This window comes from Bradyrhizobium guangdongense, assembly GCF_004114975.1.
GTDB classification, from domain to species: Bacteria; Pseudomonadota; Alphaproteobacteria; order Rhizobiales; family Xanthobacteraceae; genus Bradyrhizobium; species Bradyrhizobium guangdongense.
This window is the reverse complement of record NZ_CP030051.1, coordinates 4,882,681-4,904,521: the sequence shown is the minus strand read 5'-3', so window position 1 is coordinate 4,904,521 and position 21,841 is coordinate 4,882,681. Positions and strand designations below refer to the sequence as shown.

Genomic DNA, 21,841 nt, shown 5'->3' with positions numbered 1-21,841 from the left:
TTTGAGGAATCTTCCTGGCTTCCAGACGCTCTACCGCTTGCGGTTCACAAACGCCTGCATCAGCCGCGTCGGCTCGTCGGTCAGGAATGCCTCGCCGAACACCTTGACGCTGAGGTTCACCGATTCAGTCAACGGCAGTTCCTCCCATTGCCGCAGCAGCGCTTTCTGCGACCGCAGCGCCTCGGGGCCGCATTCGAGCAGCGCCGTCACGAGGTGCTCGATCTCGGCATCGAGGCCGCCGGCCGGCGCCACCTTGTCGACCAGGCCCCAGGCCAGCGCCGTCGGCGCGTCGACGTTCTCCGCCGTCATCACCAGCCAGCGCGCCCGAGCCCAGCCGATCAGGCGCGGCAGCAGCGCTGCGTGGATCACCGAGGGAATGCCGACGCGGACCTCCGGCATGCCGAAATGCGCATCATCCGCGGCAACGCGGAAGTCGCAGGCCGCCGCGACCTCGAGCCCGCCGCCGAGGCACCAGCCGGGCATGCGTGCAATCATCGGGGCAGGGAATTGCCGCACCGCTTCGCAGAGATCGCGCAGGCGGCTGATGAAGGCTTCGGCAGAGTTCTGGTCGAGCCTGGCCATCTCCTTGATGTCGGCGCCGCCGATCATGCTCTTCTCGCTTTGTCCGCGCAGCACCGCGACGCGGATGCTGCGGTCGGCGGCGAGCTTTTGCAGCCCGTCCCGCACCGCGTCGATCACGGGCGAACCCAGAATGTTCAGCGAGCCGGCATTGCAGATCGCAACATGGACGACGCCGCGCGCATCGCGCGTCACGCCACAGTGGTTGTTGAGCATTTCCATCCGAGATCTCGAAACTTTCGTGGGCGGGCGCGCCAGCGCCGCGGTCGGGATTACTTCCGTGCCGAAATGCCTCTCTTGTCAAGCCGCCGGGATGGAGTTGCCAGAACGAAGTCCGCAGCATAGTATGATGAATATCATGCAAAGGAATGGCTGATGACCGACGCCGATCAACTCGACCTGTTTTCACCGGCGCGAAGGCGCGAGCGGGTGGTGGATTGGCAAGCGCCCATGCCGGTCGCGAAATTGGCCATGGGGTTGTCAGGCATCGACGCCATGCATGGTATCCGGGACGGCCGGCTGCCGCCGCCGCCCTTTGCCAAGCTGATCGGCTTCGTCATGGCGGTCGTCGAGCCGGGCCGGATCGTGATGGAACTGGAGCCGCGCGAGGATCTTGAAAACACCATCGGGCTTCTGCACGGGGCAACAGCCGCCGCGCTCCTAGACACCGCCATGGGCTGCGCCATTTCGACTCGCCTGGAGGCCGGGCAGTCCTCCGTGACGCTCGATCTGAAAATGACTTTCCTGCGTCCGCTGTCGGTCCGATCAGGACTGATCTCGGCCGAAGGCAGGGTCATCAAGCTCGGGCGCCAGGCCAGCTACACCGAAGGCTTCGTTCGCGACGGTAAGGGGGCACTCGCGGTCCATGCAACTGCAACCTTTTCCATGATCGGCAACAATTTTACCGGGAATTAATGCGCCGCCATGGCGATATCCGTGCTATTGAATGATTTCCGACATCCAATGAGAGCAGCATGCGCTATTCCCCGGAACACAAGCAGGAAACCCACGACCGGATCGTGAGGAAGGCGTCCGTGCGGCTGCGCGAAAAGGGCGCTCATGGCATCGGCGTCGCCGACCTCATGAAGGAGGCGGGACTGACCCATGGTGGCTTCTATGCGCATTTCGATTCGCGCGAGGCGCTTGTGATCGAGGCCTTTGCCTACGCCATGGACCGCTCCATGGAACACTGGCGCAAGCAGTCCGACCAGGTCGCGCCCGAGAAGCAGCTCGTTCAAATCGTCGAGACCTATCTCTCGACGCTGCATCGGGACAATCCCGGCCATGGCTGCTCGATCCCCGCGCTCGGCGCCGAGATCGCCCGCGAGAGCCCCAAGACGCGCAAGGCCTTTGCCGGCAAGCTCGACGAGATGATCGAGATGCTGACTGATTTCATTCCGAATTTGCCGCGCAAAGCGGCCCGCAAGCAGGCGATCGCGACGTTGGCGACGATGGCTGGCACCATGCTGCTGGCGCGCATTGCCGGCTCCGGCGAGCTGTCGGACGAGCTGCTGAAGGCGGGCAGGGACAGCGCGCTGGATGGGGGAAAGCGCGCGCCGAAGGTTGCGGCGGCGAAGAAGGCAAAGCTGCCGTAGGGTTGGGAAAGGCGCGCGAGCGCCGTGCCCACGTTCTTTTCACGATTACAAAGATTCGGCGGGCACGCTTCGCTTTGCCCCCCTAAAGCACCGGTGCTACCGCCCCGCAAACAACGCCCGCTCGCGTTCCACGATCTCTCCGATGTAGTCCGCCACGGCCCGAATCCGGGCGAGGTCCTTGCTGTCGGCATGCATCAGCATCCAGAACGTCCTGATGATCGAGATCTCCTCCGGCAGCACGGCCACGAGCTGCGGATAGTCGCTCGCCATGAAGTGCGGCAGCACCGCGATCCCGAAGCCTGAGAGCGTGGCGTTGAGCTGCGCGATCAGATTGGCGCTGCGGAAGCGGGCGGAGATACGCGGCGAGACTTGGGGCAGATAGTCGAGTTCCGGCGTGAACAGCAACTCCTCGATGTAGCCGACGAAACGGTGCTGCAGCAGATCCTGCCGCGAGGTGATCTCAGGAAACCGGTCGAGATAGGCCGGGGCGGCATACAGCCCCAGACGGTAGTCCAGCAGCTTGCGGCCAACGATGCGGCCTTCCTTCGGCATGGTCAGGCTGATGGCGATGTCGGCCTCGCGCTTGGAAAGGCTGAACAGCCGCGCGGTCGCCACAAGTTGCAGGTCGAGATCGGGATATCGATCGGCGAAGGGGGCGAGGCGCGGAGCGAGAAAGGCGGTGCCGAACCCGTCGGGCGCGCCGATCCGCACCGTTCCGGTCAACCGTGCCACCGAGCCGCCGACCTGCTCCTGGTTGGCGACGATGGTGGATTCCATCGTCTCCGCGCTGTCGGCAACGCGCTGGCCGGCTTCGGTGAGGAGATAGCCGGTCTTGCGCCGGTCAAACAGCTTGGCCGAGAGATGCTTCTCCAGCCGGTCGACGCGCCGGATCACGGTGGCATGATCGACGCCGAGCTGCTTTGCCGCAGCCGACACCGAGCCGCCCCGCACGATGGCCAGCACGAAGCGAAAGTCGTCCCAATCGATAGCGCCTTGATCCAGCATTTTCGCACATCTATGGTGCATTATCTCAGACTTGAATCCTATAAAATGCAGGTCAATAGGATTTGTCAAAGCGTTCAAGCTCGGCCTGAAGGAGATCATTCCATGCGTTCAATCGGACATTTCATCGGTGGCAAGGAGGTCAAGGGCACCTCGGGCCGCACCGCCGACGTCTTCGAGCCGATGACCGGTGACGTCCAGGCCAAGGTCGCGCTGGCATCCAAGGCCGAAGTCCGCGCCGCGGTCGAGAACGCGCGTGCCGCGCAGCCGGAATGGGCCGCGACCAACCCGCAGCGGCGCGCCCGCGTCATGATGAAATTCCTCGAGCTGGTGCAGCGCGATTACGACAAGCTGGCCGAGCTGCTCGCGCGCGAGCACGGCAAGACCGTGCCGGACGCCAAGGGTGACATCCAGCGCGGCCTCGAGGTCGCCGAATTCGCCTGCGGCATCCCGCACCTGATGAAGGGCGAGTACACCGAGGGCGCCGGCCCCGGCATCGATATCTATTCGATGCGCCAGCCGCTCGGCGTCGTCGCCGGCATCACGCCGTTCAACTTCCCGGCCATGATCCCGATGTGGAAATTCGCGCCCGCGATCGCCTGCGGCAACGCCTTCATCCTCAAGCCGTCGGAGCGCGATCCCGGCGTGCCGATGAAGCTTGCCGAGCTGATGATCGAGGCGGGCCTGCCGGCCGGTATCCTCAACGTCGTCAATGGCGACAAGGAAGCGGTCGATGCCATTCTCGACGACCCTGATATCAAGGCCATCGGCTTCGTCGGCTCGACGCCGATCGCGCAGTACATCTATGAGCGCGCCGCCCAGACCGGCAAGCGTTGCCAGTGTTTCGGTGGCGCCAAGAACCACGCCATCATCATGCCGGATGCCGACATGGATCAGGCCGTCGACGCGCTGATCGGCGCCGGCTACGGCTCGGCCGGCGAACGCTGCATGGCTGTCTCGGTTGCGGTGCCCGTCGGCAAGACTACCGCCGACCGCCTGATGGACAAGCTGATCCCGCGGGTCGAGAGCCTCAAGATCGGCACTTCGATCGATCCGTCGGCCGACTACGGTCCGCTGGTCACGCGCGAGGCGGTCGAGAAGGTCAAGAGCTACATCGACATCGGCATCAAGGAAGGCGCGACGCTTGCCGTGGATGGCCGCGGCTTCAAGATGCAGGGTTATGAGAACGGCTTCTATCTCGGCGGTTCGCTGTTCGACAACGTCACCAAGGACATGCGGATCTACAAGGAAGAGATATTCGGGCCCGTGCTCTCGGTCGTGCGCGCGCATGACTACAAGGAAGCGCTGGCGCTGCCGTCCGAGCATGACTACGGCAACGGCGTGGCCATCTTCACCCGCGATGGCGACGCCGCCCGCGACTTCGCGGCCAAGGTCAACGTGGGCATGGTCGGCATCAACGTGCCGATCCCCGTGCCGATCGCCTATTACACCTTCGGCGGCTGGAAGAAGTCGGGCTTCGGCGATCTCAACCAGCACGGCCCGGATTCGGTTCGCTTCTACACCAAGACCAAGACGGTGACCTCGCGCTGGCCGTCAGGCGTCAAGGAAGGTGCGGAGTTCTCGATCCCGACGATGAAGTAAGACTATAGCCCAGCCCGTCATTGCGAGGAGCGTAGCGACGAAGCAATCCAGAGACTTTCGGCTGAGGCAGTCTGGATTGCTTCGCGGAGCCTGTCGTCGGGCCGCGCATCGCGCGGACCCGGTGGCTCGCAATGACGATGGGGCAAGAGGGTAGCGGCAGGATGCAGTTCGCTCTGAATGAGGATCAGGTCGCGGTTCGCGACATGGCGGTGGCGTTTGCGGCAGAAAAGATCGCGCCGCACGCGCTGCGCTGGGACGAGGAGAAGCATTTTCCCGTCGCCGTGATGCGCGAGGCTGCCGCACTCGGGATGGGCGGCATCTACATCCGCGACGACGTCGGCGGATCCGCGATGAGCCGGTTCGACGCGGCGCTGATCTTCGAGGCGCTGGCGACGGGCTGTCCGACCACCTCGGCCTTCATCTCCATCCACAACATGGCGAGCTGGATGATCGATGCCTTCGGCAGCGACACCCAGCGCCATCAATGGTTGCCGAAGCTCTGTTCGATGGAGCTAATCGCGAGCTACTGCCTGACCGAGCCCGGTGCCGGCTCCGATGCTGCTGCGCTGCGCACGCGCGCCGTGCGCGACGGCGATCACTACGTCCTTAACGGTCAGAAGCAGTTCATCTCGGGCGCCGGAGGCACTGATCTCCTGGTTGCGATGGTACGCACCGGCGGCGATGGCCCCGGCGGCATCTCGACCCTCGTCATCGATGGCAAGACGCCTGGCGTCTCCTTCGGTGCGAATGAGCGCAAGATGGGCTGGAATGCGCAGCCAACTCGCGCGGTGATGTTCGAGCACGCCCGCGTGCCTGTTGCAAACAGGCTGAGCGAAGAGGGCGTCGGCTTCAAGATCGCGATGGCCGGCCTGGATGGCGGACGCCTCAACATCACTGCGTGCTCGCTCGGCGGCGCGCAGACCGCGCTTGAGAAGGCGCGCACGTACATGAAGGAGCGCAAGGCATTTGGAAAGCGTCTCGATGAATTCCAGGCGCTGCAGTTCCGCCTTGCCGACATGGCGATCGAACTGGAGGCCGCGCGCACCTTCCTGTGGCGTGCGGCTGCCGCGCTCGACCGCAAGGATCCGGACGCCACCATGCTGTGCGCCATGGCCAAGCGCTTCGGCACCGATGTCGGCTTCGAAGTCGCCAACCATGCGCTGCAGCTGCATGGCGGCTACGGTTACCTCAGCGAATACGGCATCGAGAAGATCGTGCGCGATCTGCGCGTGCACCAGATCCTCGAAGGCACCAACGAAGTCATGCGGCTCATCGTGGCGCGCAAATTGATCGAGGGCGCGCGATGAGTGGTGCGGAAGAGGGCGATCTCGTCGCCCGCGTCGAGGGCGCGGTCGGCGTCATCAGGCTCAACCGTCCGAAGGCGATCAATGCGGTGACGCTGGAGATGTTTCGCGACATCGACAAGGCGCTCGACCGTTTCGAATCTGATCCCGCCGTTGCCGTAGTCCTGCTGGAGGGCTCCGGCGAGCGCGGCCTGTGCGCCGGCGGCGACATTCGCACGCTCTGGGAGAGTTCGAAGGCTGGCGGCGATCTCGGCAAGATCCTGTGGCGCGAGGAGTACATCCTCAATGCCCGGATCAAGATGTTTCCGAAGCCCTATGTCGCCTTCATGGACGGCATCGTCATGGGCGGCGGCGTCGGCTTGTCCGCGCATGCGAGCCATCGTGTCGTGACGGATCGCACCAAGCTGGCGATGCCCGAGGTCGGGCTCGGCTTCTTCCCCGATGTCGGAGGCACCTATTTATTGTCTCGCTCGCCGGGCGAGATCGGCACCTATTTTGGCTTGACTGGCCAGACGATGAACGGGCCTGACGCGATCTATGCGAAGTTCGCGGATGCGGTAGTGCCTGCAGCCAAATGGCCGGAGCTGCGCGAGGCGCTGACCAGGGTTGGTCAGGGCGTGATGGCATCCGAGGTCACCAAGCTGATCAACGGCTTTGCGACTGGGGAGAGGGCGGGGCCGGTCGCCGCCCAGGAGCCTCTGATCGACGCGCTGTTCGGCTTCGATCGCATGGAGGACATCTTCGCCGCGCTCAAGCGCGACGGCTCGGACTTCGCGCTGGCCACGCTGAAGACGCTCAACGAAAAATCCCCGCGCGGCATGGTGGTGACGCTGAAGCTCTTGCGGCTCGCGCGGGCCTCTTCGAGCCTGGAGGAATGTCTGGTGCGCGAATATCGCGCCGCGCTGGAAGTGTTCCGCAGCGATGACTTTCGCGAGGGCGTGCGCGCCGCCGTAATCGACAAGGATCGCAGTCCCTCCTGGTCGCCGCCACGGATCGAGGATGTCACGCCGCAAATGCTGGCGCCATATCTCGCGGAGATCGGTGCCGACGAGCTCAAGTTCAACTAATCAAGGTCACAAGCGGAGGAAACGACAATGGCCACGATCGCATTCATCGGTCTCGGCAACATGGGCGGCCCGATGGCCGCCAACCTCGTCAAGGCCGGCCACAAGGTGGTGGCCTTCGATCTCGTCGAAGCCTCCCGCAATCAGGCCAAGGCCGATGGCGCCGGCGTCGCGGACAGCGCCGCGGGAGCGGCGAAGGGAGCCGATGTCGTCGTCACCATGCTGCCGGCCGGCAAACACGTGCTCGGCGTGTGGAATGAAGTCCTTCCCGCCATGACCAAAGGCGCGTTGATCATTGACAGCTCCACCATCGATGTCGAGAGCGCCAGGCAGGCACATTCGCTCGCGGCCAAGCACGGCGTGCTCTCGGTCGACGCGCCGGTCTCCGGCGGCACCGGCGGCGCCAAGGGCGCGACGCTCACCTTCATGTGCGGCGGCGAGGAGAACGCGTTCGCCGCGGCGAAGCCGGTGCTGGAAAACATGGGCAAGAAGATCGTCCATTGCGGCGGCGCCGGCGCGGGTCAGGCGGCAAAAATCTGCAACAACATGATCCTCGGCATTTCCATGATCGCCGTGAGCGAAGCTTTTGCACTCGGCGAAAAGCTCGGGCTCTCGTACCAGGCGCTGTTCGACGTCGCCTCGACCTCGTCGGGCCAGTGCTGGTCGCTGACCTCCTATTGCCCGGTTCCGGGCCCGGTGCCGACCTCGCCGGCCAACAACGACTACAAGCCAGGCTTCGCTTCGGCGCTGATGGTGAAGGATCTGACCCTGGCGCAGGACGCCGCCAAAGCCGCCGGCGCGGCGACGCCGCTCGGCAAGCATGCGCAGGAGATCTATCAGTCTTTCGACGCAGCCGGCCAGGGCGGGGTGGATTTTTCCGGAATTATCAAGCACGTTAGGGGACTAGCCGGGAAAGCTTAATGACGACATTTCAGGACGCGCGCGCGTTTCTTCTCGTTCACCGCACGGATTACGAGACAGCGGTCAGGGATTTCCGCTGGCCCGATCCGGTCCCCTTCAACTGGGCGCTCGACTGGTTCGACGCCGAGCTGGCGACGAATGCGGACAGCAAGGATCGGCCCGCGCTCTGGATTGTTGATGCGGCCCAGGACAAGCAGACCAAATTGTCCTTCGCGGCGCTCTCAAAGCGCTCCAACCAGGTCGCGAACTTCCTGCGTGCCCGGGGCCTGAAGCGCGGCGATCATCTGCTGCTGCTGCTCGGCAATGTCGTGCCGCTGTGGGAGACGATGCTCGCGGCGATGAAGCTGGGCGTTGTCGTGATACCCGCGACCACGCTGCTCACCGCGGACGAGCTGCGTGATCGGCTCGATCGCGGTAAGGCAAAGGCGGTCGTTGCCGCGCAGGACCAGGTCGCGAAATTCGCAAGCCTTGGTGTCGATGGCGTGGTGCGCGTGGTTGTCGGCGAACCGTTCGACGGCTGGTTGTCCTATGATGAGGCAGCGAAGACCCCGGAAAGCTTCACACCCGACGGTCCGACCCATGCCGACGACCCGATGCTGCTCTATTTCACCTCGGGCACGACGGCAAAGCCAAAGCTGGTGCGACATAGCCAGCGCAGCTATCCGGTCGGGCATCTCTCGACCATGTACTGGATCGGGCTGCAGCCCGGAGACATCCATCTCAACATCTCCTCGCCCGGCTGGGCCAAGCATGCCTGGAGCTGTTTCTTCGCGCCCTGGAATGCGGGCGCCACCGTGTTCGTGGTCAATCAGCCGCGCTTCGATGCCAAGGCTCTGCTCGCCACCATCGGGCGCTGCGGCGTCACGACGCTGTGCGCGCCGCCGACGGTCTGGCGGCTGTTCATCCAGGAGAACCTGGCCTCGTTCAAAGTTGCCTTGCGCGAAGTCTGCGGCGCCGGCGAGCCGCTCAATCCTGAGGTGATCGATCAGGTGCAGGCCGCCTGGGGACTCACCATCCGCGATGGCTATGGCCAGACCGAAACGACCGCGCTTGCCGGCAATTCGCCGGGACAAAAGATCAAGGTCGGCTCGATGGGCCGGCCGCTGCCGGGCTATCGCGTGCAGGTCAGCGATGCCGATGGCCATCCGGCGAAGGAAGGCGAGGTGGCGCTGCTGCTGGGTGCTGACAGGCCCGCCGGCCTGATGCAGGGCTATCAGGGCGACGACGGCAAGCTGTCGGGCGCCGAGGGCGAGCTTTATCGCAGCGGCGACGTCGTGTTCGAAGATGAGGATGGCTATCTCACCTTCGTCGGTCGCTCCGACGACGTGTTCAAGTCATCGGACTACCGGATCAGCCCGTTCGAGCTTGAGAGCGTGCTGCTCGAGCATGAACTCGTTGCCGAGGCCGCCGTGGTGCCGAGCCCCGATCCGATCCGGCTGGCGATCCCCAAGGCATTCGTGCTGCTGATCGCTGGCGCGGAGCGGACCCCGGAGACGGCGCTCTCGATTTTCAAGCACCTGCACACGCGCCTTGCGCCCTTCAAGCGCATCCGCCGGCTCGAAATCGTCACCGAATTGCCGAAGACGATCTCTGGCAAAATCCGCCGTGTGCAGCTACGACGGCTCGAACGCGACGATGATCGCAACGATCCGCTGCGCGGCCGGGAATTCCGTGAAGAGGATTTTCCGGAGCTGCCGAAAACACGGAGTGAGACTTAAGTGAACCAAATCTGGAAGAAGCCGCCGATCACGCTGGAATCCTATCAGGCGATGGTCGGCAAGGAGATCGGCGTGTCGTCCTGGCACCTGATCGACCAGCCCCGCATCGACACCTTCGCTGATGTGACCGAGGATCACCAGTTCATCCATGTCGATCCCGAGAGGGCCAAGGAGACGGCGTTCGGCACCACCATCGCGCACGGTTTCCTGACCATGTCGATGTTGTCGGTGATGTCCTACGAAGTGATGCCGGCGATTGCGGGCACCACGATGGGCGTCAATTACGGCTTCGACAAGCTGCGCTTCATCTCGCCGGTACGCTCGGGCGGGCGCGTCCGCGGCCGCTTTGTGCTGGCCGAAGCCAAGCTGCGCAAACCAGGCGAACTGCAGTCCCGCACCAACGTGACCGTGGAGATCGAAGGCGAGGACAAGCCCGCGCTGGTCGCGGACTGGCTCGGCCTGATCTATATCGCCTGACTTGAGGCGTTGGTCCCGGGCTTGACCCGGCAAGCCATCACTGCTCAAAAAGCTGTTCAAATCGCGCGGTGTCACCCTCTCCCCTTGTGGGAGAGGTGGCTTCGCGGAACGCGAAGCCGGGTGAGGGTCTCTCTCCGCGAACTCGGCTGTGGCGAGATACCCCTCATCCGGCGCTTACGCGCCACCTTCCCCCACAAGGGGAGAAGGGAAGAGAAGAACAGGATGTAATCAATGGCAATCAGGTTCGACGGACGCGTCGCCATCGTCACCGGCGCGGGCAATGGTCTCGGACGCGCACACGCGTTGGGTCTCGCGAGCCGCGGCGCGAAGGTCGTTGTCAACGATTTCGGCGGCGCGCGCGACGGCACCGGCGCCTCGCTCTCGCCGGCTGAAGCCGTGGTCGAGGAGATCCGCAAAGCCGGCGGCACCGCGATGGCGGATGGCGCCGACGTGTCGAATTTCGAACAGGTCACGGCGATGGTCGAGCGCGCCACCAAGGAGTGGGGCAGCGTCGACATCATGTGTGCCAATGCCGGCATCCTGCGCGACAAGTCGTTCGGCAAAATGGAAGCGGCTGATTTCCAGAAGGTGCTGGACGTGCATCTCGTCGGCACGTTCTATTGCTGCAAGGCGGTCTGGGCCGGCATGCGCGACCTCAATTACGGCCGCATCGTCCTGACGACCTCCTCCTCCGGCCTCTACGGCAATTTCGGCCAGGCCAATTACGGCGCCGCCAAATCGGGCATGGTCGGCCTGATGAACGTGCTCGCGGAAGAGGGGCGCAAGAACAATATCCGCGTCAACATCATCTCGCCGACGGCGGCAACCCGCATGACGGAAGAGCTGCTGCCGCCGCAGGCGCTGCAATTGATGAAGCCGAACGCGATCACGCCCGCGGTCGAGTACATGCTCAGCGAGGACGCGCCGACCCGCACCATCATGGGCGCCGGCGCCGGCTCCTTCGCGGTGATCAAGATTCTCGAGAGCGAAGGCATCAACCTGCCGGAGTCCGAATGGACGCCGGACGCGATCGCCGCGCATTTTGCCGAGATCAGCGACATGTCCAAGGCGAAGGCGCTCGCCGGCGCTTTCGAGCAGACGCAGAAATACGTGGCGCAGGCCGCGGCACGGGCGGGGATCAAGCTCTGAACGATGTCGCCGTCATCGGTGCCGGTCCCGCCGGGCTGATGGCGGCGGAGGTGCTGGCGCAGGGCGGTGCCCGCGTCACCATCTACGACGCCATGCCGTCGGCAGGTCGCAAATTCCTGATGGCCGGCCGCGGCGGGCTCAATCTCACCCATAGCGAGCCGCTGGCGGATTTCCTTCTCCGCTACCGGCAGGCAATGCCGCATCTGCGCGCCGCGGTCGAGGCGTTTCCGCCTGATGCGTTGCGCGACTGGAGCGCGGGCTTGGGGCAGCTGACCTTTGTCGGCAGCAGCGGACGAGTGTTTCCAAAAAGCTTCAAGGCCTCGCCCTTGCTGCGCGCCTGGCTTCGGCGCCTTGATGTGTCAGGCGCGCAATTCGCGTTCCGGCATCGCTGGACCGGCTGGGACGAGACCGGTCGCCTGCAATTTCAGACACCGGATGGTCCGCGAGCCATCGCCGCCGCCGCAAGCCTGCTGGCGCTCGGTGGTGCGAGCTGGCCGCGGCTGGGCTCGGATGGCGCGTGGGTTGATTTGCTCGCCGCGAAAGGCATTATCATCTCGAAGCTCCGGCCGGCGAATTCGGGCTTCACAGTCTCCTGGTCCGACGTCTTCCGCGACCGGTTCGAGGGGCAGCCGCTCAAGGGCGTGGCGCTGACGATCGGTGCACATACGGTGCGTGGCGAAGCCATGATCACCCGGGGCGGGATCGAGGGCGGCGCGATCTACGCGCTGTCGGCGGAATTGCGCGAAGCGGTGCTGGCTCTGGGGCAGGCGACATTGACGATCGCATTGCGGCCCGATCTCGGCACGGATGCGCTGACGACACGATTGTCGGGCACGCGCGGCAAGCAATCCCTGGCGAATTTCCTGCGCAAGGCGGTGCAATTGTCACCGGTCGGTATCGGCCTGATGCAGGAGGCGGCCATCGCATCCGGCCGGCCGCTGGCATCGCTCTCACCGGCGGAGCTGGCGCATCTGGTGAATGCGATTCCGGTTGGGCTCACCGGCACCGCGCCGATCGAGCGGGCGATCTCGACCGCGGGCGGGATTGAGTTCGGCGAGCTCGACGAGCACTTCATGCTCCGCAAATTGCCCGGCATGTTCGCGGCCGGCGAGATGCTGGACTGGGAAGCTCCGACTGGGGGCTATCTGCTCCAGGCGTCGTTCGCGACGGGGGTTGCTGCGGGCAGGGGCGCTTTGGCGTGGCTGGCGTCATCCCGATCATGACGTGCCTGTCCTGGTCAAAAGATCGGTGAGCAGGCCAAGCAAACCGAAGCCCGCCGCGATGGCGCAGACGGCGGTCCAACCCGCATAGCTCCAGGCCAGTGAGGCCGCCGCGGAGCCGACGCCTCCACCGACGAAGAACAGCGCGACGAACAGGCCGTTGATCCGGCCGCGCGCCTCGGGGCGCAGCAAATTGACGGCGCGACGCCCAAGCGTCTGGTCGGCGGTGATGCCGACGTCCAGCAGGATGGTGCCGAGGCTCATCACCATCAGCGCAGCACTGCGGGACTCGATCACGCCCGCCCAGGCGCAAAGGGCAAGTGAGCCGATGATGCACAGGTGAGCGGCGAAGAACATCGGTCTCGCCCACCCCTTGTCTCCCCAACGGCCGGCGATCGGCGTCGCCGCGACGCCCGCAACGCCGATCAGCGCGAAAGCCGCGATGCCCTTGGCATCGAGCGTGAAGGGTGCATCGGGCAGGCGCAGCGCAACGGCGGACCAGAATGCGGTGAAAGACGCCATGACCAGGGAAGCTGTCCAGGCGCGCACGCGCAGCACAGGCTCGTCCCGTAGCAGCTTTGGGAAAGAGCGGAGCAAGTCGACGTAGCCGAGGCGGGCCGCTGGCTGCAGCGTCGGCAGATAGCGACCGAGTGCGCCGGCAAGCAGCGTCATCAGAATAGCTGAGGCGAGATAATACGCGCGCCAGCTCGAAAGATCGGCAATCAGGCTCGCGGCCGGCCGCGACAACAGGATGCCGATCATCAAGCCGCCCATCACCTCGCCGATCGCCTGGCCGCGGCGTTCCGGCGCTACCATCGAGGCCACGAGAGGAACGATCATTTGGATCGCCGCGCAGGACGCTCCGAGAACGAAGGTGGCGAGCAATAGCAGCGAGGGTGTCGGCGCCAATGCCGTTGCCAGTGCCGCGAAGATTGCGCAGCCGAGCGTGCGCAGGATCAGGCGCCGATTCTCGACGAGATCGACCAGCGGCACGAGCAACACCAGGCCGAGCGCATAGCCGAGCAGGGTCAACGTGCTGACGAGGCCGGCCTGAACCGCGGTCATGGCCAGGGACCGGCCGATCAGGCCAACCAGAATCTGCGGCGCGAACAAATTGGTGACGACGACGCCGGTGGTGATCGAGCCAAGCCCGATCAGGGATCGTTCGGCGAGATGCTTGGGTGATGCAAGCCTGGTGGTTTCGGAGATGGTCATGGGACCTCGCGAATGGAATGCGTGGTCCTCTTTAAGCGGGAGGTACAATATGCTACAATTCAATTAAGCCTATAAAGAATATGCGAGTTTCTCATGAATACCCATGACCTCGTCGCCTTCGTCGCGGTCGTCGAGACCGGATCGATCGTCGCGGCCTCGACCCGTCTCAACCTCACTCAACCCGGCGTGACGCGGCGCATCCAGAATCTGGAGGAGATGCTGGGCACGCAATTGCTGGACCGCCTCTCGAAGCCGCTGAAGCCGACTGCCGCAGGACACGAGGCCTATGAGCAGGGCCGACGCTTGCTCAGAATGCTCGACGATCTCAAGGCTGGCGTTGCCAATGACGGCGTGGTGCGCGGCGAGTTCAGGCTCGGCCTCACGCCGTTTCTCTCCGAAGCCGGGCTCAGTGCGCCACTCGATGCCGTGCGTGCCGAATTTCCTGCGCTGAGCGTACGCGTCGTCTCGGGCTGGTCACCCAACCAGGTCGAGCGGGTCAGCCGCAACGAGCTGGATGCCGCCGCGATCTGCCTGCCCGACGGGGCCGTGCCGCCTGCTGATCTCGTCTCTGACGATCTCGGTGCACAGCCCGTGGTGTTCGTCGTCGCGCGCGATACCAAGATCCCTCGCACCGTCGATCTCGAGCGCCTGTCGCAGCTCTCATGGGTCATCAACCAGGACGGCTGCGGATTCCGCGACACGCTGAAGCGCCGCTTCGATGCCGAGCATTTGCCGTTCACGGTCGCCGTGGAGGCGCTCGACAGCGAGCTTCGCCTGTCGCTCGTGGCGCGGGGCCTCGGCGTCGGGCTGGTGACGCCCCTCGCATTGAAGCGCAGTGCATTTCGCAAGCAACTCAAGCCGGTCGCTGCGCGGGACTTCAATCCCGCCGTTCGGGCATGGTTGGTGCACCGTCCTCCGGCCGGGCGGCTGGCCCGACCGATCAACCTGTTCCGCGAGGGGCTCGATCGGGAGCTACAGGCTCTTATTCGCGCCTAGCGCAGCTTCCCGCGGGCCGCCACCGGCAGCGTGCCGATGATCTCCTCGCCGCGGACCATCAGAACCTCGTCCATCATGTTGACGACGACGCAGACGTGGTTCGGCACGATCCGGACCACGTCGCCGACGTTTGGCCGTGTGTTGCTGCGGGAGAGATCGAGGAAGCCGTGCTCCTCGGCGAACTTCGCGATTTTGGCTTCGGGGTGCTCCAGGATCAGCCCGTGGCCGTCGAGGCCGCCGGTGTCCGTCGTCAGCGTCTTCGAGCCGGCATCGAGAATGCCGCGCTCGGGCGCGGCACGGCTGACCACTGTCGAATAGATGTGCAGGGCGCAGTCGTCCCAGGTCGCGACGCCGGCGGCGACCTGCATGCGGTCATTGTAGATGTAGGTGCCGAAGCGATGCTCGGTGCCGCCCCTGAGCTTGCCGATATTGACGAGGTTCGGCGTGCCGCCGGTCGAGACGATCTTGGCATCCAGCCCGTGCGCGCGCACGCCGGCGAGCGCTTCATCGTAAAACTTCTGTGCGTCAGCCCATCCGCTCTCGGTCGGATAGAGCATGAAGCCGGCGAATTCCAGCCCCTTCGAGCCGGCGATCTCGCGCGCCAGCGCGATCGCCTCGGCTGGCGTCTCGACGCCCGCGCGCTTGCGTCCGGTGTCGCATTCGACCACGACCGAGAGCGGGCGGCCCGACGCCGCGGCGGCCTTGGGCAGGCCGGCAACGACGGTCGAATTGTCGGCGGCGACCGTCATGTTGGTTTTGGCATTCAGCGCACCAAGGCGAGCCATCTTCTCTTCGCCGAGCAGGTTGTAGCTGATCAGGATGTCATCGATGCCGGCATTGGCCATGATCTCGGCCTCGCCGATCTTCTGGCAGGTGATGCCCTTGGCGCCGGCTGCGACCTGCATCTTGGCCAGCGTCGGGTTCTTGTGCGTCTTGATGTGCGGGCGGTTGGCGATACCGGCGTCGTCGCAGGCCTTCTGGATCCGCGCGATGTTGCGCTCGACCCGGTCCATGTCGATGACGGCGCAGGGCGTGCCGTATTCACGGGCGATTTTTGCGGCGAGAGTCGTTGTCATGATTAGGCCTGCTCTATTTCTTCGCGAAGCATTTCAAGTTCGAGCCAGCGTTCTTCGGCGGCGGAGAGTTCCTCATGCGCCTTGGCGATGGCCGCGGAGGTGTCGTCGAATTTCTTGCGATCCCTGGCATAGAGGTTGGGATCATCAAGCACGCGCTGCAGTTTCGCGATCTCGGCCTGCAGCGTCTCCATCTTCTTCGGCAGCGTCTCCAGCGCGTGCTTCTCGTTGAAGCTCAACTTGCGCTTCGACGCGGCGACGGGAGCAGCGATGCGTTCCTCTTTCTTCTCGGCGGGGACCGGTGCCTTTGCGGTCTCGCGCTTCAAATCGGCGCCGCGCTGCGCCAGCATGTCGCTGTAGCCGCCGGCATATTCGATCCACTTGCCGTTGCCTTCGGGCGCAATCACCGACGTGACGACGCGGTCGAGGAAGTCGCGGTCATGGCTGATCAGGATGACGGTGCCCTCGTAATCACCGAGCATCTCCTCGAGCACGTCTAGGGTTTCCAGATCGAGATCGTTGGTCGGCTCGTCCAGCACCAGCAGGTTCGAGGGCTTTGCCAGCGCGCGCGCCAGCATCAGCCGGCCGCGCTCACCGCCTGAGAGCACCTCGAGCGGTGTGCCGCGCTGCTCCTGCCCGAACAGGAAGTCCTTCATGTAGCCGACGACGTGCTTCGGCTTGCCGCCGACCATGACGTGGTCGCCGCGACCTCCGGTCAGGGCTTCCGCCAGCGTCGATTTGGGGTCGAGACTTTCGCGATGCTGGTCGAGCGTCGCCATCTCCAGATTGGCGCCGAGCCGTACCGTGCCGGAATCCGGCTGCGTCCCGCCGGTGAGCAGGTTGACGAGCGTGGTCTTGCCGGCGCCGTTCGGGCCGATAATGCCGAGCCGGTCGCCGCGCTGGATGCGCGTGGAGAATTTGTCGACGATCACGCGGTCGCCATAGGCCTTGGTGATGCCCTTCGCCTCGATCACCAGCTTGCCGGATTGTTCGGCTTCGGCCGCGGCGAGGCTGGCGGTGCCGGCGGTGCCGCGATAGTTGCGGCGCTGGTCGCGCAGCGCATGCAGATTGGCGAGCCGCTTGACGTTGCGCTTGCGCCGTCCGGAAACGCCGTGCCGCAGCCAGTGCTCCTCATCGACGATCTTGCGATCGAGCTTGTGCTGGTCGCGTTCCTCCTCCGCGAGCACCTCGTCGCGCCAGCTCTCGAACGAGGCAAAGCCGCGGTCGATCTGCTTGATCTTGCCGCGGTCGAGCCAGGCCGTCGAACGCGAGAGATTGGTGAGGAAGCGGCGGTCGTGGCTGATGATCACAAGCGCACTGCGCCGGGAGTCGAGCTCCTGTTCCAGCCATTCGATGGTGGAGAGATCGAGATGGTTGGTCGGCTCGTCCAGCAGCAGGATGTCGGGCGAGGGTGCCAGTACATAGGCCAGCGCCGCGCGCCGCGCTTCGCCGCCCGAGAGGTTGTGCGGGTTCTCCTCGCCGGTGAGGCCAAGCTGCTCCAGCAGATAGCGCGCTTGATGCTGGTCGTCGCCCGGCGCGAGGCCGGATTCGACATAGCTCAGCGTGGTCTTGTGCTCGCCGAAGTCCGGCTCCTGCGGCAGGTAACGAACGGTGGCGCCGGGCTGCACGAAGCGCGTGCCGCCGTCCGGCTCGACGAGGCCGGCCGCGATCTTCAGCAGCGTCGACTTGCCGGAGCCGTTGCGGCCGATCAGGCAGACGCGCTCGTATGGAGCGACATTGAGCTCGACGCCCGACAGCAGCGGCGTGCCGCCGAAGGTCAGCCTGATGTCTTTGAGTTGGATCAGCGGCGGTGCCATGACTAGCCTTGACTCAAATTCTGGCTCGTGGCGGCCTGATCGGCGCGGCGGCGATGGATCCGGCGCAGCGTCTGGTCGAGCGCCGAGAGAAAGGCGGAGCGGTCGCGCGGCGAGAACGAGCGCGGACCACCGGTCACTTCGCCGGCCGAGCGCAGATCGGTCATCAGATTGCGGACCGCCAGCGTCATGCCGATCGTTTCTTCGGTGAACAGCTTGCCGTTCGGTGCGATCACCTCCGCGCCCGCTTTCACGCAGCGGCTTGCCAGCGGAATGTCCGACGTGACGACCACGTCGCCGGGCCTCGCCCGCTCGGCGATCCAGTCGTCGGCGGCGTCCATCCCGGAGCCGGCGGCGATACGCTCGATCAGCGGATCCTGTGGCACGCGGATGAAGTTGCCGGCGACGACGCTCACGGGCACGCCGTGGCGGAGCGCCACGCGGTAGATTTCGTCCTTCACCGGGCAGGCGTCGGCGTCGACATAGATGCGGATGGGAGTGTCGGTCATTGGCGGCGTGGTACCCCATTCGGGCCGCAAAGGCGAGGGGATTGACCCGTGTTCCCCGGAGCCTACGATCGGGTCCGAAACAACGAGAATAGGGAAGATGATCCCATGCCGAGCCGGCTCGAAACCTGGCGTGTCGAGGCCTACAACACCGCCAAGCAGTCCGAGAACAAGATGCATGACGACACGGTGGCACGCCGCTTCGGATTTGAAGGCGGGTTGGTCCCCGGCGTCGACGTCTTCGCCTACATGATGCACGTGCCGGTCGCCCGCTGGGGTCGTGATTTCCTCTCCCGCGGGTTGGTCGAGGCCCGCTTCATCAAGCCGGTCTATGACGGCGAGGCGGCCGATGTGGATGCGACCGAGCACAATGGGCTACTGACGATCGAGGTGTTCAGTCGCACCGAGCTTTGCGCCACGGGGACTGCGTCGCTGCCGGCGGTCGCTCCGGCGGTGTCGCTGAGCGACTATGTCGCGGTGCCCGCGGTGGCCGAGCGCAAACCGGTCAGCCCTGAAATCTTCCAGGTCGGCAAATGGCTCGGCACGGCGCCGCGCCGCTGGGCCGCGCAGGCGGCAACTGATTATCTCGCCGATATCAGGGAGACCGATCCGATTTTCGCGCGCGAAGGACTGGGCCATCCCGGCCTGATCCAACGCGTGATGAACCGCGTGCTGGTCGACAACACCATTCTCGGCCCGTGGATCCACGTCGGCAGCCGCATGCAGCTTTTGTCCGCCGTCCGCATCGGGGACGAGATTACTGCGCGCGCGAAAGTCGTCGCAAATTACGAGAAGAAAGGCCACCGCTTCGTCGAACTCGATGCGCTGGTCGTCGCCAACGGCGCGACGCCGATCGCACATTGCCAGCACACTGCGATCTATCAGCCGCGGGAGCAAGCGGCGGCGTAGGCGCCAGCCTGGAGGCAAGCTCGCGGTCCCAAAGATGCTGTCATGCCCCGCGAAGGCGGGGCATCCAGTACGCCGCAGCCTCTCAGTCAATCACGACCGTCTCGCAGTACTGATCGCCCGGTGGAGCCGGGCGATGACAGCGTTGTTGTGGAGGCAGAAGCGCGCCGATTAAGCTGCCTTCCCCTTCGCATCCTGGATCGCCCGCCACACGCGCTCCGGGGTCAGCGGCATGTCGATGTGCTTGACGCCATATTCGGAGAGCGCATCGAGCACCGCGTTCACCACCGTCGACAGGCTGCCGGCGCAGCCGGCTTCGCCGCAGCCCTTGCTGCCAAGCGGGTTGGTCGTGGCCGGCACCGGGTGGTCGCCGACTGTCATATTGGGCACGTCGCCCGCGCGCGGCAGGGCGTAATCCATCAGCGAGCCCGTGATCGGCTGGCCGCTCTCGTCGTAGCGGATGTGCTCCATCAGTGCCTGGCCGATGCCCTGCACGACGCCGCCATGGAGCTGACCCGCGACCAGCATCGGGTTGATCACCGTGCCGAAGTCGTTGACCGCGCTATAACGCACGATCTCCACCACTCCGGTCTCAGGATCGATCTCGACCTCGGCGACGTGGCAGCCGTTCGGGAACGCTGACGGTACCGGTTCGCTGGTGTGGTCGACGTCGAGTGAGTCAGGCACGCCGTCTGGCACCTTGCCATCATGGAGCTTCTTGGCGAGCTCCATGATGTCGATGCTGCGGTCGGTACCGGCAATCGTGAAGCTGCCGCCTGCGAATTCGATATCGGCCTCGGACGCCTCCAGCATATGCGCCGCGGCGCGCTTGCCCTTCTCGATCACGAGCTTGGACGCCTCGACGATCGCCATGCCGCTCGCGGTGATCGAGCGCGAGCCGCCGGTGCCGTTCCCGGCATGGACGATGTCGCTGTCTCCCTGCACCAGCTTGACGCTTTCGAAGGGAATGCCGAGCTGCGCGCACAGCACCTGCGCGAACGGTGTGGCGTGGCCCTGCCCGTAATCGAGCGTGCCGGTGATGAGCTGCACGGTGCCGTCAGGGTCGAACACGATCTTGCCGAGTTCGGGGCTCGGCGGCGCGGTGACCTCCAGGTACGAGCCGACCGCGATGCCGCGCAGCTTGCCGGCCTTCTTGCTCTCCTTCTTCCGCTTGACGAAGTTCTCGTGGTCGGAGATCTCGAGCGCCTTGTTGAAAACGGCTTGGAAGTCGCCGCTGTCATAGGTGACGCCGGAGGAGGCCGCGAACGGCATCTGGTTCGGCTTGATGAAATTGCGCTTGCGCAACGTCAGGCGGTTGATGCCCATCTCGTCGGCGGCGCGGTCGATCAGCCGCTCCATGTAATAGTTCGCCTCGGGTCGGCCGGCGCCACGATAGGCGCCCATCAGCGTTGTATTGGTCAGCACCGTCTTGATGTCGACCGCCATCAGCGGCGTGCGGTAAACGCTGGAGAAGTTCTTGCCGGTGTTGAGCGAGAGCGGGCTCGGCGCGACGCCGGTGATGTAGGCGCCGAGATTGCCGTAGCCGGACAGCCTGGCCGCGAGGAAATGCCCCTCGGCGTCGAGCGCGAGCTCGGCGTGAATCTTCTGCGCACGGCCGTGGCTGTCGGAGAGGAAGCTGGTCGAACGCTCGTCCAGCCACTTCACCGGGCGGCCCAGCGCCTTCGCCGCGTACAGGATGCACATGTATTCGGGATAGTTGACGTTCTTCATGCCGAAGGAGCCGCCGACATTGGCGGTGAGGATGCGCACCTTCTCGTTCGGCACCTTCAGGTTCTTGGCGAGGTTGGCGCGGTTGCCCGCGACGCCCTGCGTCGGCATCTGGATGGTGTAGCGCTCGGTCTTCTTGTCATAGGAGGCGAGCCCGACGCGCGGCTCCATCGACACCACGGCGACGCGGGTGTTCTCGATGTCGATCCTGGTGACATGGGCGGCGCTGGCAAAGGCCGCGTTGACCTTGTCCGTGTCGCCATAGTGATAGTCGAGCGCGACATTGTTCGGGATGTGGTCGTAAAGCTGCGGCGCGCCGGGATTGGCGGCTTCCACTGGGTCGGTCACCGCCGGCAGCGGCTCGATGTCGAGCTCGACCGCTTCACCGGCATCGCGTGCCTGGGCCAGCGTCTCGGCGACCACGAAGGCGACGGGATCGCCGACGAAGCGGACCTTGTCGGTCGCCAGCGGCTGGCGGTTGGTCTGGAACAGGGGCGAGCCGTCGCGGCTCTTCAGCGGAAGGCCGCAGGTGAAGGGGCCATAGCCGGCGGCATCGAGGTCCTTGCCGGTCCAGACCCCCAGCACGCCCGGCATCGCCTTGGCGGCGTCGACACCGATGCCGCGGATCACGCCATGGGCATGGGTCGAGCGGACGATCACGGCGTAGGCCTGGCCTGGCAGGTTGAAATCGTCGGTGTAGCGGCCTTTGCCCCGCACCAGCGTGTCGTCCTCCTTGCGGCGGACCGGTTGCCCGACGCCATATTTTTGCAGTGCAATAACGTTTTCGAGCGTGGACGATTTAGTGTGTTCTTGCATGGAATCGACCTGAAAAGCCGGCAATTGCGCGATTTCGCGGGGCGCCTGGAGGGGCCGGACCCCCTTGAGATAGCCCACGGACCCGTTCACGACAACGCACGAATGGGCATGGTCCCATGTGATGCGTTGTTGCGCAGGCCTGCCGCGCTGCTAATG

General features: G+C 65.0%; 19 protein-coding genes. 12 read left to right on the top strand and 7 right to left on the bottom strand.

From position 1 onward, the window contains the following. Window positions 1-30: 30 nt before the first annotated feature. Window positions 31-801: an enoyl-CoA hydratase gene (locus tag X265_RS23570; RefSeq protein WP_128966963.1), complete on the bottom strand. Its 771-nt coding sequence runs from the start codon at window positions 799-801 to the stop codon at window positions 31-33. A 153-nt stretch (window positions 802-954) separates the two neighbouring features. On the opposite strand from X265_RS23570, the gene X265_RS23565 reads away from it, so the two are divergent. Together X265_RS23565 and X265_RS23560 are read left to right on the top strand one after the other, a co-directional pair. After that, window positions 955-1,494 carry a PaaI family thioesterase gene (locus X265_RS23565; protein WP_128966962.1) on the top strand — a complete coding sequence of 180 codons (540 nt, stop codon included), beginning with the start codon at window positions 955-957 and terminating at the stop codon, window positions 1,492-1,494. A gap of 59 nt (window positions 1,495-1,553) precedes the next feature. Next, window positions 1,554-2,174 (top strand): TetR/AcrR family transcriptional regulator, encoded by a 621-nt coding sequence (locus X265_RS23560; RefSeq protein WP_128966961.1) that lies wholly within the window; start codon window positions 1,554-1,556, stop codon window positions 2,172-2,174. A 96-nt stretch (window positions 2,175-2,270) separates the two neighbouring features. Here X265_RS23560 and X265_RS23555 read toward each other — a convergent pair whose 3' ends face one another. After that, entirely contained in the window at window positions 2,271-3,179 is a 909-nt protein-coding gene (locus tag X265_RS23555; protein WP_128966960.1) for a LysR family transcriptional regulator, read from the bottom strand. Window positions 3,180-3,281: 102 nt separating this feature from the next. On the opposite strand from X265_RS23555, the gene X265_RS23550 reads away from it, so the two are divergent. The 8 genes from X265_RS23550 (at window position 3,282) to X265_RS23515 (ending at window position 12,634) form a co-directional block, all read left to right on the top strand. Then, complete coding sequence (locus X265_RS23550) at window positions 3,282-4,778, top strand: CoA-acylating methylmalonate-semialdehyde dehydrogenase (RefSeq protein ID WP_128966959.1); 1,497 nt, start codon at window positions 3,282-3,284, stop codon at window positions 4,776-4,778. Between the two features lie 161 nt (window positions 4,779-4,939). Beyond that, on the top strand, window positions 4,940-6,085 hold the full coding sequence (locus X265_RS23545) for an isobutyryl-CoA dehydrogenase (RefSeq protein ID WP_128966958.1): 1,146 nt from the start codon (window positions 4,940-4,942) through the stop codon (window positions 6,083-6,085). Further along, window positions 6,082-7,149, top strand: coding sequence for an enoyl-CoA hydratase/isomerase family protein (locus X265_RS23540; protein WP_128966957.1), 1,068 nt, complete (start codon window positions 6,082-6,084; stop codon window positions 7,147-7,149). Before X265_RS23545 ends, X265_RS23540 begins: the two co-directional genes overlap by 4 nt. Before the next feature lie 27 nt (window positions 7,150-7,176). After that, the gene (gene mmsB, locus X265_RS23535) at window positions 7,177-8,067 is read left to right on the top strand and encodes a 3-hydroxyisobutyrate dehydrogenase (RefSeq protein ID WP_128966956.1); all 891 of its coding nucleotides are present in this window, start codon (window positions 7,177-7,179) and stop codon (window positions 8,065-8,067) included. Continuing rightward, window positions 8,067-9,785 (top strand): AMP-binding protein, encoded by a 1,719-nt coding sequence (locus X265_RS23530; protein WP_128966955.1) that lies wholly within the window; start codon window positions 8,067-8,069, stop codon window positions 9,783-9,785. The genes mmsB and X265_RS23530 overlap by 1 nt, the downstream gene beginning before the upstream one ends. Next, window positions 9,786-10,262, top strand: coding sequence for a MaoC family dehydratase (locus X265_RS23525; protein ID WP_128966954.1), 477 nt, complete (start codon window positions 9,786-9,788; stop codon window positions 10,260-10,262). 231 nt (window positions 10,263-10,493) lie between these two features. Further along, window positions 10,494-11,411, top strand: a complete 918-nt coding sequence (locus tag X265_RS23520) for an SDR family NAD(P)-dependent oxidoreductase (protein WP_128966953.1) — start codon at window positions 10,494-10,496, stop codon at window positions 11,409-11,411. A gap of 38 nt (window positions 11,412-11,449) precedes the next feature. Further along, window positions 11,450-12,634: a TIGR03862 family flavoprotein gene (locus X265_RS23515; protein WP_244659297.1), complete on the top strand. Its 1,185-nt coding sequence runs from the start codon at window positions 11,450-11,452 to the stop codon at window positions 12,632-12,634. On the opposite strand, the gene X265_RS23510 is transcribed toward X265_RS23515, so the two are convergent. Further along, complete coding sequence (locus tag X265_RS23510) at window positions 12,629-13,846, bottom strand: MFS transporter (protein ID WP_128966952.1); 1,218 nt, start codon at window positions 13,844-13,846, stop codon at window positions 12,629-12,631. The two genes, X265_RS23515 and X265_RS23510, sit on opposite strands and share 6 nt — an antisense overlap. A gap of 93 nt (window positions 13,847-13,939) precedes the next feature. On the opposite strand from X265_RS23510, the gene X265_RS23505 reads away from it, so the two are divergent. Then, entirely contained in the window at window positions 13,940-14,842 is a 903-nt protein-coding gene (locus X265_RS23505) for a LysR family transcriptional regulator (protein WP_128966951.1), read from the top strand. Here the strand turns inward: X265_RS23505 and X265_RS23500 are convergent. Genes X265_RS23500 through X265_RS23490 form a run of 3 tightly spaced genes read right to left on the bottom strand, consistent with a single transcriptional unit; the run spans window position 14,839 to window position 18,238 of the window. Further along, entirely contained in the window at window positions 14,839-15,918 is a 1,080-nt protein-coding gene (locus X265_RS23500) for a D-TA family PLP-dependent enzyme (RefSeq protein ID WP_128966950.1), read from the bottom strand. The genes X265_RS23505 and X265_RS23500 overlap by 4 nt on opposite strands. 2 nt (window positions 15,919-15,920) lie before the next feature. Next, on the bottom strand, window positions 15,921-17,732 hold the full coding sequence (locus tag X265_RS23495; RefSeq protein WP_128966949.1) for an ABC-F family ATP-binding cassette domain-containing protein: 1,812 nt from the start codon (window positions 17,730-17,732) through the stop codon (window positions 15,921-15,923). 2 nt (window positions 17,733-17,734) lie between these two features. Then, a complete protein-coding gene (locus X265_RS23490) occupies window positions 17,735-18,238 on the bottom strand; it encodes a YaiI/YqxD family protein (protein WP_128966948.1) in 504 nt (167 codons plus the stop codon). A gap of 105 nt (window positions 18,239-18,343) precedes the next feature. Between X265_RS23490 and X265_RS23485 the strand changes: the two genes are divergently transcribed. Further along, entirely contained in the window at window positions 18,344-19,144 is an 801-nt protein-coding gene (locus tag X265_RS23485; protein ID WP_128966947.1) for a hypothetical protein, read from the top strand. Window positions 19,145-19,312: 168 nt separating this feature from the next. On the opposite strand, the gene X265_RS23480 is transcribed toward X265_RS23485, so the two are convergent. Next, a complete protein-coding gene (locus X265_RS23480) occupies window positions 19,313-21,685 on the bottom strand; it encodes a xanthine dehydrogenase family protein molybdopterin-binding subunit (RefSeq protein ID WP_128966946.1) in 2,373 nt (790 codons plus the stop codon). Window positions 21,686-21,841: the final 156 nt, after the last annotated feature.